The 13,171-nt window shown below is 45.7% G+C and carries 14 protein-coding genes; 1 reads left to right on the forward strand and 13 read right to left on the reverse strand.

What is annotated here, in order from left to right:
- Positions 1 to 56: 56 nt before the first annotated feature.
- Together L3V37_RS18015 and L3V37_RS18020 are read right to left on the reverse strand one after the other, a co-directional pair.
- Positions 57 to 1,346 carry a restriction endonuclease subunit S gene (locus L3V37_RS18015; RefSeq protein WP_237306723.1) on the reverse strand — a complete coding sequence of 430 codons (1,290 nt, stop codon included), beginning with the start codon at positions 1,344 to 1,346 and terminating at the stop codon, positions 57 to 59.
- Positions 1,336 to 2,877 carry a class I SAM-dependent DNA methyltransferase gene (locus tag L3V37_RS18020; protein WP_237306724.1) on the reverse strand — a complete coding sequence of 514 codons (1,542 nt, stop codon included), beginning with the start codon at positions 2,875 to 2,877 and terminating at the stop codon, positions 1,336 to 1,338. The genes L3V37_RS18015 and L3V37_RS18020 overlap by 11 nt, the downstream gene beginning before the upstream one ends.
- Before the next feature lie 539 nt (positions 2,878 to 3,416).
- Between L3V37_RS18020 and L3V37_RS18025 the strand changes: the two genes are divergently transcribed.
- A complete protein-coding gene (locus L3V37_RS18025) occupies positions 3,417 to 4,748 on the forward strand; it encodes a Fic family protein (protein WP_237306725.1) in 1,332 nt (443 codons plus the stop codon).
- Between the two features lie 65 nt (positions 4,749 to 4,813).
- Here L3V37_RS18025 and L3V37_RS18030 read toward each other — a convergent pair whose 3' ends face one another.
- From L3V37_RS18030 to L3V37_RS18080, 11 genes are all read right to left on the reverse strand, one after another.
- Positions 4,814 to 5,311, reverse strand: coding sequence for a hypothetical protein (locus L3V37_RS18030; RefSeq protein ID WP_237306726.1), 498 nt, complete (start codon positions 5,309 to 5,311; stop codon positions 4,814 to 4,816).
- A gap of 13 nt (positions 5,312 to 5,324) precedes the next feature.
- On the reverse strand, positions 5,325 to 5,933 hold the full coding sequence (locus tag L3V37_RS18035; RefSeq protein WP_017635635.1) for a hypothetical protein: 609 nt from the start codon (positions 5,931 to 5,933) through the stop codon (positions 5,325 to 5,327).
- Positions 5,934 to 5,942: 9 nt separating this feature from the next.
- Positions 5,943 to 6,611 (reverse strand): hypothetical protein, encoded by a 669-nt coding sequence (locus tag L3V37_RS18040; protein ID WP_049879884.1) that lies wholly within the window; start codon positions 6,609 to 6,611, stop codon positions 5,943 to 5,945.
- Positions 6,612 to 6,633: 22 nt separating this feature from the next.
- Positions 6,634 to 8,208, reverse strand: a complete 1,575-nt coding sequence (locus tag L3V37_RS18045; RefSeq protein ID WP_213892713.1) for a hypothetical protein — start codon at positions 8,206 to 8,208, stop codon at positions 6,634 to 6,636.
- Entirely contained in the window at positions 8,201 to 8,611 is a 411-nt protein-coding gene (locus tag L3V37_RS18050; RefSeq protein WP_213892711.1) for a DNA-directed RNA polymerase subunit alpha C-terminal domain-containing protein, read from the reverse strand. The genes L3V37_RS18045 and L3V37_RS18050 overlap by 8 nt, the downstream gene beginning before the upstream one ends.
- Positions 8,612 to 8,657: 46 nt before the next feature.
- Positions 8,658 to 10,307, reverse strand: a complete 1,650-nt coding sequence (locus L3V37_RS18055) for a hypothetical protein (RefSeq protein WP_237306727.1) — start codon at positions 10,305 to 10,307, stop codon at positions 8,658 to 8,660.
- Positions 10,308 to 10,589: 282 nt separating this feature from the next.
- Complete coding sequence (locus L3V37_RS18060; protein WP_017635640.1) at positions 10,590 to 10,940, reverse strand: hypothetical protein; 351 nt, start codon at positions 10,938 to 10,940, stop codon at positions 10,590 to 10,592.
- Positions 10,940 to 11,491, reverse strand: coding sequence for an N-acetylmuramoyl-L-alanine amidase (locus tag L3V37_RS18065; protein ID WP_237306728.1), 552 nt, complete (start codon positions 11,489 to 11,491; stop codon positions 10,940 to 10,942). The genes L3V37_RS18060 and L3V37_RS18065 overlap by 1 nt, the downstream gene beginning before the upstream one ends.
- A gap of 234 nt (positions 11,492 to 11,725) precedes the next feature.
- A complete protein-coding gene (locus tag L3V37_RS18070) occupies positions 11,726 to 11,905 on the reverse strand; it encodes a hypothetical protein (RefSeq protein ID WP_146192901.1) in 180 nt (59 codons plus the stop codon).
- A 212-nt stretch (positions 11,906 to 12,117) separates the two neighbouring features.
- Entirely contained in the window at positions 12,118 to 12,873 is a 756-nt protein-coding gene (locus L3V37_RS18075) for a hypothetical protein (protein ID WP_213892709.1), read from the reverse strand.
- A 9-nt stretch (positions 12,874 to 12,882) separates the two neighbouring features.
- Complete coding sequence (locus L3V37_RS18080) at positions 12,883 to 13,167, reverse strand: PAAR domain-containing protein (protein WP_054579149.1); 285 nt, start codon at positions 13,165 to 13,167, stop codon at positions 12,883 to 12,885.
- Between the last annotated feature and the right edge of the window lie 4 nt (positions 13,168 to 13,171).

The raw sequence follows: 13,171 nt of genomic DNA on the forward strand, positions 1-13,171 counted from the left end.
TGTTATGAATATGATTAAGCCAGTCCGAGCCCCAAATGCAGGGCTCGGACTTCCAGTTATATCGCTTCTGCAAGCTCCTGTGTTGCTTCACCTACAGAAATTTGACCAGAGACCAACTTCGGCAATAGCCTGTCACGTAGTCCCGTTAACGTAATGTTCTGTTTCTCAATTTCTTTGATTCTATCAAAGAGAGGAAGAGTAACTTTATTCCAGCTTTCCATTAACTTATTTGTAGGTAATGGAAAATTAATGTCATTAATGTTTTGCAGGCTAGCATTCGCTTGAACAGCCTGAACAACTTTAGATGATATTTGTTCTTGAATTCGCTTGGATTTCAGATGCAAATACAAGTAGTTATTGTACGTTGGTTTATCTTTTAGTCGGATAAAACATACTGCTTGATTACAGTTCGAGTTGTTAAGCCTATCGGGAACAATTGCAACTCTGCCAATCGTTCCTGCAATCGTAAATAACAAGTCTTCTGATTGTAAAATAGACCGCTTTAAAGCCCCTTCATGTATTGAGCTTGCAACTGTTTCTAGCTCGCTCTCAATTGACCCTGTATCACTTATGTTGCGAACCTTTATAAAGGGAATAGAAGGAGCATCCTGTGCAGATTCTACATCTTTCTTTCTAGGAGTAGTTCCTTTTGAAAGCTTTTCCTGTAACTGCTTAATGGTTGATACTTCCCACCCCTTAGGAATCATCCCCAGTTCAGAATCTTCAAACTCGCTTGGGAACAAAGCTTGGATTTCAGGCGACAAACCATCGAAAGGCAGACCTTCCTTGTTCGCCTTCACTGGATCAAAGTCGATAAACCAAGACTTAAAGATGCGCTGGGCGAGCTTTTCTAAGGTCTGGTTCATGGCTTTGTTGTTGGCGATTTTGTGAGTAAATGAATTTAAAATCTCATTTATCTTTAGCCTATCTTCAAGAGGCGGTACTGGAATTTCAATTGCTTCTAAACTTTGCTTGCTGAGTTTTGGTTGTACAGCTCCCGTTAAGTAGGGAGTTAAGCTTAAATAAGAGAAGTAGTACTCTAGGTAATCAAGAATACCCTCTTCTTTTTCTGCAAGAATGTGAGCATGATTATTGACCCAAAATTGCCCTGTAGCTTTGAATGCTATAGGAGTTTTTCTAGAGCGTAAATTCTCTCCGTCTTCTGAAATCAGAAGGTAGGTGCCATCAAAAATATAATCATCAATTGAATCTACAATTCCAGAGGCTCCATAGTATGGGTAACTGCCTTGTCTCTTAGCTCTATCAATGCTTTTTAATGGTACTCTCTTATTGTTGTGATACTCACAAATATCTGAGATTCGTTTAATTTCCCAGTTAGATTGCATACCCAACCTCCGCAAGCGAAGCCTTGATTTGCTCATCAAGAGTAACCGACTTAGTAATCTGTTCTGACAACTGTTCAGTTAGGATAGCCATATCTTCCTGATATGAAGCTTCATCTTCTTCGACTTCCGCCGCACCAACGTAGCGTCCAGGAGAAAGAACAAAGCCTGCTTTTTGGATATCTTCAAGCTTGGCTGACTTGCAGAAGCCAGGGATATCTTCGTATGCCTTCACCGAGAAGTCTGTTTTAGCCCAGGCGTGGTAAGTCTGCGCAATTTCATCGACATGATGTTGGTCAAAAACCAACTGAGCACGAGACTCTAGACGGCCTAGATGACGAGCATCGATGAAGAGAGTTTCACCTTTACGTTTCTTGTTCTTGTTGAAGATAAACAGACATGAAGGGATCTGAGTGTTAATGAACAGCTTTGGCGGTAGAGCAACCATACACTCTACCAGATCATCTTCAATGATAGCCTTACGAATGTCACCTTCCGTATTCGCTGTCGATGTCATGGCACCATTCGCCATTACCACACCTGCACGACCAGTATCGTTTAGGTGGTAAAGCATGTGTTGGATCCAAGCATAGTTAGCGTTGCTATCTGTTGGTGTTCCCCACTTCCAACGAACATCATTTGCTACTTTGCTTGCACCCCATTTCTCTTGGTTGAACGGCGGGTTCGCCAGTATGTAGTCAGCACGAACATCTTTATGTAAATCGTTTAGAAGTGTATCGGCATTTTCTGCACCCAAATCGAAATCGATACCACGGATAAGCAGGTTCATCGCTGCCATCTTCCATGTGGTGTATGTGTATTCTTGGCCGTAAACACTGATATCACCGCGCTCACCACCATGGCTTTCCATGAACTTCTCAGACCATGCCACCATGCCGCCTGAACCAATCGCTGGCTCGTATAGAATACCTCGCGTCGGAGCGATGATCTCAACAAGAGTTTTTACGATGGACTCACAAGTGAAGAAAGCACCCGCATCTGAACCTTCTGCAAGAGCAAATTTACCCAGGAAGAATTCATACGCTAGACCTAGCACATCAGCAGAACGATGCTCTTTGTTGTTGAAGCTCAGAGTACCAAGCAGGTCAACCAGCTCACCCAGTTTGCTTGATGGGATTTTAAGTAGGCCAAACCCACGGTAAAGCATGCCTTTTAGATCAGGGTTGTTATCTTCGATTGCCTTAGAGGCATCATCCAAAATCTTCGCAAAGTTTGGCTGTTTTGCATTGGCTACAAGATATTCCCAGCGAGCCACTTCTGGAACCCAGAAGATGTTTGCTGCTTCATACAGATCTGGATCGTCGATATCCATTTCGAAGAACTCGTGGTCTTCGTCTTTAATCCGTTCTTGAGCATCGCTGCGGAACTCGCCAAAAGAGTCGCTTACGTACTTAAAGAAAAGAAGTGCCAGTACAGGGTGTTTGTATTCTGATGGTTGCAACGCACCACGCAACGCCACGGCGGATTCCCATAGCGTTTCAAAAAAAGCTTTATCGCCAACATTTCTAACCATTTTTCTTGTTCTCATCGTAATTTGGTATTAATCAATTATCATACCAAACCCTACTTTTATACGCCATTTACAAGGCAAACCAGAATGAAAAAGTAACCACTCAAAGAGTTTCAAACTATGGCGCTGGGATACTGTATCCATCCTCTTGATAGGGATGATTAAAAAGAACTAACTTAGCTGGCTCTAAGTACATCATTTATCATTAGTAAGACTAATCGAAAATTTATCCTATCCAAACATAGGTAGTTTCATTCGAAAATGATAATGGGGCACTTAGAAGTGTTACGAAGTGAATTTGAGAGTGACTTCCTGAAAAGCCAACTATTCGAAAGGTTTTGAACTTTACTGTCTACCGACAGTTGTTGATCACTGGCAGAGAATATTGATCGATTGGGATGGAAGTTAAGGGGACAACTGTATTATTGAAAGTATTCAGCAAAGCATTGCACCCCTTGTAACTACCAGATAGATAAGCGATTGACTCCCGCTGCCTGTGTGTAATACTGGATTCATTAAACATTTTGAAAAAGTTTCACGGCATGAGCAAAAAGATTGCGGGGGTTAGCCTCCCACCAGCAAAACCTACTGACTTTATTAAAGTAGTAGAGCTAATCGACAAGCTAGACCCAATTAAATACGGGTTTGATAGTAGCGGTAATTACTTGCACTGGAATGACTTCCAGTACCGTTCAAAAGAGTTTAAAGGCGACCAAAAGGGCTATGCTTGGCATGCCCTAAAAATTAGACGTGGCCTTAACGACATTTCGCTTGTTGATGAAAATGGCAATCCGTTCCAGCTTAGTGCCGCCAGTCTCGACGCTAAGCTATTCCGCATCGATAAACAGTTTAAACTAGAAGATTTGCCGCTATCTGCTCAAGACAAAAAGGCACACCTAGTGAAAAGCGTGATTATGGAAGAAGCCATTAGCAGCGCTCAATTGGAGGGAGCAGCCACAACGCGCAAGGTGGCCAAGGAAATGCTTGAAACAGAACGTGAGCCTAAAGATGACTCCGAACGGATGATTATCAATAACTGGCGTTTGATCATGATGGCCGATGAACTTAAGGATGTAGAGCTCACACCAGAATTGATTAGCGGGTTTAATGGCATCGCCACCGATGGAGTGTTAGAGAATGAGCACGTTGCTGGCCAATACAGAACGGATGCAATCATGGTTAGAGACGTGGCCACTGGCGATATTATTCATGAAGCGCCAGAACATGAGCACGTTTTGAAGCTCATCGAGCAACTATGTGACTTCGCCAACACCGACCATACCACCAGCACCAATTTTATTAACCCAATCGTTAAGGCTTGTATTCTGCACTTCATGATTGGCTACATTCACCCATTCATGGACGGCAACGGGAGAACGGCTAGGGCGCTTTTCTACTGGTTCATCCTTAAGCATGGTTATGAGAACTTTAAGTACGTCTCGATCTCTGCGCCACTTAAGAGCGCGCCAACCAAGTACGTTAGAAGCTACGTTTACACCGAAACGGACGACAATGACTTAACGCACTTTGTGGACTACCAGCTAACGGTCATCATCAATGCGATTGAGCGCTTTAACGAGTACATCAAATCTAAGATTGAAGATACGAGAGAGGTGCGCGAGCTGCTAGGCGAGTCCAAGCTTAAGAGCGTGTTGAAACTGCCGCACATTGTGATTCTGGCCAAGGGATTAGAAACAGCCGGACGTGTCTTTTCTGTTAAGGAAATCCAGTCTGATTTTGACGTGTCTCATACCTCTGCGCGCAAGTATCTTGAGAAGCTGGTGGAGCTGAAATTGCTGTTCAAATCAAAGGATGGCAACGAGAATACCTACATTGCACCAGCCGACTTGAAAGATAGGCTAACCAAAGCTTAAGAGCATCAAAAAAGCCGCCAAACTGGCGGCCTTTTTGTAGGGAATAGAATAGGACTGGTTGGCGATTAGAAATCTACCCAGTTGTATTGCAGTGTGATAGCTGGCTTAACAAGTGCTGCTGAATCTTCTGTCGATAGGTCGATCAAGTCTGAACGTACTTTTACGTGCTCCAAACGGAATCGATGCGAGGTTGCACCCTTACCCTTAGTTGATTCAGGCGTAGACTCGATAACGACAGTGACCATTTTCTTTTCACGAACGATCTCACGTAGCATTTCTAGCACTGTACCTGTGATCGTTTCTACGCACGTCACCGCGATTTCGCCTTTGTTCTCAAGCGCACCATTTTGGATGTAGCCCAAGCCCATTTGGCCAAAATCTTCTACGTCTGCACGACCCATTGCTGGAAACTGAGTAGAACGCACCAAAACGCTAAGATTAGGGTATTCTTCGATTTTCATCTCGAACTCTGTACCCATCATCTTTTCGCCAGCTTGGACGTTCTTAGTGAATTTCTGTTTTAAGAAATTCATATCGCCTTTTGCGTTAAATGCTCCGGCCATAATTACACCTATTCTATTGGAAGTGGTTCGGAATCTGTGACTGATTAATCATTTGCTTAGGAGCGGCGGTAATAGTTACCGTGTTGTAAGCGAAATTCCCGTCTCGCGTCTTAGGTGCGTTAATGTCATAACTCACCTCGCTAATACGCATGGGTAGATTGAGCGCTTTGCCAATCTTGAATCGCGCATCACTTGGAACACGGCCACCAAGGCCATCGGAACTGACTGGAACAGTATTTTGCAGCTCGGGACTTATCATCTGAGCCAGGTATTTAATGGGGTCATTAACCTCTGATTTGGCATTGGTGAACGCGACAAATTTCAGCGTTGCTGTGATTTCTGGCGGTTCGTTTCCTTGCCAAACTTGCTGACTGTTCCATAGTGTTTTACTCGTCTTATCCGACACGGTTTGCGCGACTGAGGACGTTTTATCTAGGGCATTGATGTTACCCACGGAATCGCCCTCAAACGGCGCTTCCCATATCGCTCTAAAGGCAAGCTGACACTCATCAGTCATGTAACCAATGACCGTAACCTCTTGACCGCCTATGACTTGTGTAATGGCGCATTTATTGTGGATAGACACGCCATCATCATTAGGTACGCCGACAATTACAGCCATTGCTTACCCTTACTTGTCCATACCGCGAGAATCGCGCATGCGGTTAGACTTTTTGCGAGCTGCTTTAGCCGCTGAGCTGTGAGCTTTCGCGCGCGCTTTCTTAAGTGCTGCTTTTTGTGCTGCACTCATACGGCGCTTACGGCGATTGGTTTTGATGTAAGTTACCTTGCCGTCACGGATCACTTTCTTAAGCGCTTCAAGCATCATGGATTCACGAACGGCGAACTCTGCAATCGCTTCGTCTGAGTCCACGTTGTCTAGGCCACGCTCTAGGGATTCAAAGATGCGATCTGCTGCTTCTGGATCTTCCAGTGCTTCTAGCATGTCGCCCTCTTTTGGCTGGCCAACTTGAGCAATGAACTCGCTAGCCGCTTCCTGTAGCGATTCGTATAGTGCTGCTTGGCCATCGGTTAGCTCGGTATCGTCATCGCCACCAGCCATGCCAAATAGCATTGCGTCTAGGTTGTCGATTGAGCTGTCACCACCGTTAACCCACTGAACACAAGCCGCTGCTGCGTCTTGGCGAGCCATGATGGTTGATGCACGATTGATGGATTCAAGAAGTTGGTCTTCTGTTACAGACTCAAAAAATGCAGTTTCAGTTTGTTCCTGCTCGGCCACTTGTGGCATCACAAATGGGCGAGCAAGAACAGAACCCTCAGAAAACATTGATTTCATTCTATTCTTGCTCTTATGTTGATTAACGGATTAGTACAGGTTCACCAAGGATTCGACGCGCAGAGCCAGTTGGACAGAACGACCAAGTGACTTTCCAGTAGTCGATTTCGACTTGCTTGATTTCCAGTGTCCAAGCGCTTTCGCCGTCTTGATTTGGATTACGAGGTGTCACTAGCGCACCAACGGCTTCATAGCCCTCTAGGATGCTGGCCATGCCGTCAGTTAGACCCTCAAGCGTTGCACCGTCAGGTTGGTGTTTTAGGCGATTACCTAGTGCGTAGAAGTCGCGTGAGATAGCGTCAGCAATAGACACGACTTGCTCAAAACGTAGGTAGTTTTCAGCCGCAGATGACGTTAGGGAGTCATCAATAAACAGGTTGCCGTTTTCGTCTGTGCCTAGTTTGTTTAGACGTGCCTTGTACATTTCTTGGTAGTTAGGCTCGCCAGCACCTTGGATTGGTTTTAGGCCAGTACGTTGGATAACAGCACGTTCAACACCTGCTGGTGTGTAGTGCCAACCGCCGACCGGAGAGGTCTTAGCAACGCCAAGCGCTTTAGCTGCAAAGCCGATACCCGAGCCGCCCCATACCGCCATGTTACCGTAGAAACGACACTTAGCTTGGTAAGGGATATGCACGAATGAAGCGCGATGGTTGTTGAAGTTCAGACCTTTTTTGAACTCCAATGCCGCTTCGTGCGTTAGGCGAGGATCAATATCGAAGTAGCCAGAAATGCGTTTGTCTTTACAGATTTGCGCTAGGTCAGTGATTACCGCTGTTTCGTAGCAGCCCAAACCACAAACGTAGTTGTAGCTGTAAACGGTAGTGCGTAGTGCTTTCACTGCTTTCTGGTAATCTTCAGCCGTAATGTCGCTAATATTGCCGTTGGTTGCGCCTGTGAATTTGGTTTGAGCAATTGCAGTAACTTCGCGTTTCGCTACTTCTGCATCGATACGACAAGTTAGGTACTGCGAACGTTCTTCAAGAACAGTCTCAATAAACGCAGCGCTACCCATTTGGTCTACTGCTGTAGGCTCTAGGGATACAACCCATTCTTCTAGCACTACAGAGCCACCAGCCGCCTGTTCTTCCGCTAGGGTAAGAGTGAACATGCCAGCGCCGTAAGTCGCTTCGTCTGCTTTCGCAAGCGTGATAGAGCGGTTGTCGGATTGAGCACCGTCTTTGATAGCGATCGCTAAAAATTCGCCATCTTCAAGTGACAGGTCAGCCGAGTAGTTGATCGCTTCATTTGTGATCGTTACTTCGTCTGCTGGTTTGGTTAACTTGATAGCTGGATAGGTTGCCGTTTTTGGTACGACACGAACCACAAGGCCATTACCGCCGCGCAAGGCTTCATCAAGAACGCGCATGCCGTCAGCCAATTTGCCAAGGCTTGAGTGGTAAGGCTTACCTAGCTTGTCTAGGAAGTTAGCCGCCGTTACCGGAATCACTTCGAACGGCTTACCTTTTTGAGACACAATCACACCGCCAAACACGAGCTGGTTAGAGCCAGTGCCTTGCTTAGTTGTCGAGTCAGCGTTAATTGGCGAAACCGCAACTTGTGAGACGTTATCCATTGAAAATTCAATCTTACTCATTCTCTGTCTCTTTCAGCGTTAGATTCTGTGCTGCAAGCTGGCTGACAATTTCTTGTAAACCCGCTTGAGCAATACCTTTCACCGCAATCACGTTTTCTTTCGTCATTTCGGTTAGTTGCTCAACCGTTGCTACACCGTGGTTAGTCAGTGCTTTTTCAACGCTCGCGCTTAGCTCAAGTGTTGATAGCGCTGTGCCTGGTTGTCTTTGAGCTTCTGGTAAAACCGTTGGCTCAAGGCGAACCGAAACGAGGCCGTTTGGGTAGGCCGCTTCCACTTCGTGTTTGAAGCGGTTCACGTTGAAAACTGAGAGAGGGAAATCTTTAGCCAGTGGTGGCATTAGGCGACCCTGTACCGTGATTTCCTTTGGTGTGTGGTTGGTGATTAAAACGATCGTTTCTTTCATCGAATCCCCCAAGAGCGGCAGCCCGTAAGACTGCCGCTTACTTACCTTATGCCGCTTCTGCTACAGGAGCTTCGTCGATAAGTTTCACGCGGTAGAAGTAGTCTTCTCCGTCGAATGGATGGATTTCGCCGTAGGCCAGTTCGTATAGGGTGTTAGACGCTACTAGACCTTTACTGATTGGATGCGTGTACATGGTTGCTGCGATTGCATCACCTGCTACGTAGCCCGCTTCAGAGTGAGAAGAACCGCGACCGTAACAAAGCATGTCGTTCGTACCGATCACTACCGGACACTCGAATACTTTCCACATGCCGAACAACTTACCTGCGTAGTGGATAGCGTTTTTCTGTTGGTAGTTAGCCGGAGCTACGAAATATGGAGCACCTAGTGACTTAAGGATTGTTGACGCGCCAGTACCAGCAAAGATACCTGTCATGCCAGTTGTGCGAGTCGCTTGTAGGATCTTCGTAGAAACGTTTAGAAGAACTTCGTTTAGACGTTCACGATGTAGACGCCAATCTTCACCAGCCGCTACGTAGATATTGAATGTTTCTTCGCGCGTACAAGCAAAGTCCATATCTACTAGGTGGCGAGTCGCTTTTTCCGATGCCAATGTGTTGCGCATGTGGCTCATCTGTAGAGATTTCAGATCTTGGCCAAACTCGCGTTGCATTGTGAACATCGCTTGAATAGTCGCGTCTGCTGCGATTGCGTTTTGACGTGGGCGCAGTATACGAGAGTCCATATCATGGTCGATCGTTGGGATAAGGTCAGGGCGTCTTTCAATGTCTACTTCGAACTCGATGTGCAGAACCGTTCCTGCTGGTAGGGCTGATGTTGGAGTGACGGTAACTTTGCCTTTTGCATGGTCTATCTGACAGTTAATAACCATACCATTGTGAGTACCTGTCATTATTTGACTACCGTTGCTGTCTAGGTCGCGAGCCACACGTTTATGGTTAATAAATAGGGAAACAGATGTCTTCGTGAATGGGATTTCAAACTTGGTGTGTTGTAGGTCAGTCTTAGAGTCAAAGACGTGAGTTGTCTTAGTGCCGTCTGGTTGCTGTTCAGAGACAAACTTGTAGCGCTGACGCATAGACGAGTATTGGCCAACCGTTGCTTGGTCGATTTCAGTACCCGCTGCGAAGTCACCAAAGTTTGAGCCAGTGCGGCGGTAAACTTTGAAGATCTCAACTTCGTTCGCACCCGCTGGGATCATGGTTACAGCGTCAAGTGTTGCTGTCTCAAGAAGAACAGGAAGCACTAGGCCAACCATCTTCGCACGAATTTCAACACCCTCAGATGTTGATAGAGATTGACCGATAGACTCAAGCATCATTGCGCCTGTTGAGCCATCACGCTTAGCACCCTCTAGCATCATCATGTTACGCATAGTTGCGTGAGCTGATGCCATTAGCTCATCGCTAGGTAGGTGGCCGTAAGTATTTTCGTATTCACGCACCGCAGACTGCATGCCTGATACGATGCTAACCGCTGTTTCTTGAGACACTGACTCGAACATAGGCTCATTCGCAATGGCTGACAAAATAGCCGCGCCACGAGAATTGTCGTCAGTTAGAAATATGCCTGTTTGTGAATCGAATTGGGATTCGACACACAGATTGTGCATTGCTTGAGCGCCTAAATGAATCGCCTCAATGCGTTTGTTGAAGTTAGAACGTTTATCTGCCATGTAAATAAACCTTATCTATTAGTTGATGGTGTTCGGAATAGTTAAGCCGCAGAAAAGCGGTAAAAATTCGCTCAATTTCGGATAGTAATTAAGATTTATTGCGAAAAAAACAGGGGTAAAATTTCGTTTAACTTATTGTTATATAATGAATTTATTTCTTTTTGTGCGCTTTTGTGGGAATGGTAACGACAGGGGATTTCTATGTCGTTGATCGTGTGTTTTTGTTGAGAGAAAAGGGGATAGGAAAGGGCATCTAAAAAAAATTTAAAAAATTTTCAGTTGTTATAGGGTTCCTGCCAAAAAGCCGAATACGTTGCTTAGTAGCTCTTGTGTGTCAGTCTCTAAGCTTGGAAGCTCAACCCCATAGAAAACGGCCAAAAAGTCACGAACAATGAGTTGATAAACGACCACCAGCGCGATGCTCCACATCATAGCGGCGCGTCCTGTACGTACCAATGTGTTAGAGCTGGCCGCTTCAAGCTCTGCCAGTTTGTAGGCAAACTCTTTGCGTTCTTCGTCACTGGTAAACACACGATCACCAAACTCGGTCAGTTCGTGGATAATGCCACCTACTTTCTCGCTGGTGGCGCTTTTAAATAGACTACTTGTAAACACTTTTGCTAGTCCCATCATTAGTTGCTCTCTTTAATGTGTTCTGCGAACGCTTCTGCCAGTGCTACGGCTAGCTTTTCGCGCAGTTCCAATCCCTTTTGTAACGACTCGTCGTTAGACAAAAAGAACGGCTCCAAAATCACGGCTGGCATTTTGGTTTTCATCAAGAAACGCCAACCGCGAGTATCAGTACCAGTGTTCGAGATAGGCTTAAGGCCACGATCACGCTGTCCGATAAGTCCAGCCACCGCTTTTTGTAGGCGCTGAGCAAGTGCTTGACTCTTGTCCGACTTATGCCAATGCAATGTCTCTGAACCTTGAACTGACTTATTGGCCACGCTGTTACAATGTAACTCGATGGCATAGTCAGCGCCCGATTCGTTCACATCACCGATCATCCGTGAGTAGGTGTCTCGATACATGATCACTGGAAGAATGTCTCGCTTATGTAGCTCGGCGGCCAATAAGCTGGCTAGGGGATGATTATAGCCATACTCATTCATTCCGAATGTTTCGTTGTAAGCACCGCCATCTTTAAAACTATGGCCAACAAGAATACAGACTTTTTTCATTTTATAAATTCCAAAACTTATCTTAACTAATATGTACTTATGTATTGACTGTATTCGGAATGGGAAATATATTTGCTTTACCAGATCGGCATCCCAATCGACTGGTGTCAACTAACGTTGAAACTTCATTTTTAACCTTTGTAATAGCTTCTTGCGCCGCGAACACTTACCTCGCGGCTTTTTTTTGCCTGCAATTTAGAAAAAAAACCAGCGCGAACGCTGGCTTTGCTTGGATTATGGTCGGTTTTGAACGGGCTCTATCTTGTTTGATTTGAAGTAATCAAGAACAGGATTAACTCGATAGGGTTCTACGTGGAAGCTGGCCATCACCTGATCTTTACGCATCAAGTAAAACTGATTTCCGCTGTATCGCACCGCATCAAATATCACGTTCATTCTGCACCCATCGTACATGTATTCTCCCTCAACACTGAGGCTTTTGCGTATCACAAAGGATAGTTGCGCCTTGGTGGATTTAAGCTCGTTTCGAGCTCTAAATAGGTTAATTGCTAGTACGATGATAAGCGACATTAATCCGCATAGTTCATATGCGTTTAAATAAACTGAATAACTCATTTTGTCTTTTTTCTAGTGCGAATAGGAAAGGGATTAGCAACAAAAAAATTCTACAGTCTAAATACCTCCTCTGTCGCGTCTTTGATGCTCGTTTTTTTCGTCTGGTTGCTACAAATGGTAAATGAAATCGCCTTAGTGAAGTAGCCTAACGCTAAGGTGCGTTCCTCTTTCGACGCAATGATCATTGCGTCAATCACCGTGCTTGAGCTGGTCACGCCACCAGCAAGGGGAGCCATGTTCTCGTTTAGCGCATTCGCTTGGCTTTCTAGTTCCGGCGGCAAGTCTGGCGGCGGTAAGGTTGCACCGTTATCTGACTCACTGCCGCTTGTTGGTGGCGTTAATGCAGTATTGATTTGCGCCATAAGAGATACGGCTGCATCCACATGGCCGGAAAGACCGTTGATCACTGCCTCAAGCGCTTTCAGTTCTTCCTTGCTGGTAATTGGCAAGATACTCGGAGCGGGTACGTTGTCCTCTGTACCATCAACCTTGTGTTTGATGTTCACACCAATAGACACTTGTTCGAGGTCGGTTGGATCGGTGATCAACACTAGGTGCTCATTCCATTGCGTTAACGTGGCCACCGTTGCGCTCACTGAGTCATTCAAACCCTTAAGCGTTACCACTAACTGCGATGCGCCTTGGTAGTCTTCAATATCCTCGCTCACGCAGCCTGATAGCTTCCCTGACAAGCTTTCACACTTCACCTTAAGGGATTTGCCTCGGGTAAGGTTCTCCGCTTCCTTAAGGCCGCCTACGTCTAAAAACTGGCGAAACTGTTCGATTTGCTCTTGTGTGTCTAACATCAAATTGCCTCAATCAATCGTCAACAAGTCGTTACCGTTTACCAGCGTAGCGCCACACCCAAGGGCATCGCCTACCACGGCGACCGGAACGCCATTAACAGTAAGTTTTGAACTACCAGTAATAACGCCTACGTGCGGCGGGTTATCTGGTTTTACGTGCATGACGGATATATCACCCGTACCTAATACATTGATTCCATTCACGGTCAGTAGTGGCTGGCCAGAAACAAAAACACCTGGACTAAAGCCACCATGACCACTATCCACACTCCCTACAATTCCTACGGCTGGCATAGTG

The sequence above is a fragment of the Vibrio sp. D54 genome (assembly GCF_021728075.1).
GTDB lineage: Bacteria > Pseudomonadota > Gammaproteobacteria > Enterobacterales > Vibrionaceae > Vibrio > Vibrio alginolyticus.

What these genes read in the sequence shown, in the direction of transcription:
- L3V37_RS18015 (WP_237306723.1), bottom strand. Translation starts at nt 1,346, where the DNA reads ATGCAATCTAACTGGGAAATTAAACGAATCTCAGATATTTGTGAGTAT.
- L3V37_RS18020 (WP_237306724.1), bottom strand. Translation starts at nt 2,877, where the DNA reads ATGGTTAGAAATGTTGGCGATAAAGCTTTTTTTGAAACGCTATGGGAA.
- L3V37_RS18025 (WP_237306725.1), top strand. Translation starts at nt 3,417, where the DNA reads ATGAGCAAAAAGATTGCGGGGGTTAGCCTCCCACCAGCAAAACCTACT.
- L3V37_RS18030 (WP_237306726.1), bottom strand. Translation starts at nt 5,311, where the DNA reads ATGGCCGGAGCATTTAACGCAAAAGGCGATATGAATTTCTTAAAACAG.
- L3V37_RS18035 (WP_017635635.1), bottom strand. Translation starts at nt 5,933, where the DNA reads ATGGCTGTAATTGTCGGCGTACCTAATGATGATGGCGTGTCTATCCAC.
- L3V37_RS18040 (WP_049879884.1), bottom strand. Translation starts at nt 6,611, where the DNA reads ATGAAATCAATGTTTTCTGAGGGTTCTGTTCTTGCTCGCCCATTTGTG.
- L3V37_RS18045 (WP_213892713.1), bottom strand. Translation starts at nt 8,208, where the DNA reads ATGAGTAAGATTGAATTTTCAATGGATAACGTCTCACAAGTTGCGGTT.
- L3V37_RS18050 (WP_213892711.1), bottom strand. Translation starts at nt 8,611, where the DNA reads ATGAAAGAAACGATCGTTTTAATCACCAACCACACACCAAAGGAAATC.
- L3V37_RS18055 (WP_237306727.1), bottom strand. Translation starts at nt 10,307, where the DNA reads ATGGCAGATAAACGTTCTAACTTCAACAAACGCATTGAGGCGATTCAT.
- L3V37_RS18060 (WP_017635640.1), bottom strand. Translation starts at nt 10,940, where the DNA reads ATGATGGGACTAGCAAAAGTGTTTACAAGTAGTCTATTTAAAAGCGCC.
- L3V37_RS18065 (WP_237306728.1), bottom strand. Translation starts at nt 11,491, where the DNA reads ATGAAAAAAGTCTGTATTCTTGTTGGCCATAGTTTTAAAGATGGCGGT.
- L3V37_RS18070 (WP_146192901.1), bottom strand. Translation starts at nt 11,905, where the DNA reads ATGTACGATGGGTGCAGAATGAACGTGATATTTGATGCGGTGCGATAC.
- L3V37_RS18075 (WP_213892709.1), bottom strand. Translation starts at nt 12,873, where the DNA reads ATGTTAGACACACAAGAGCAAATCGAACAGTTTCGCCAGTTTTTAGAC.
- L3V37_RS18080 (WP_054579149.1), bottom strand. Translation starts at nt 13,167, where the DNA reads ATGCCAGCCGTAGGAATTGTAGGGAGTGTGGATAGTGGTCATGGTGGC.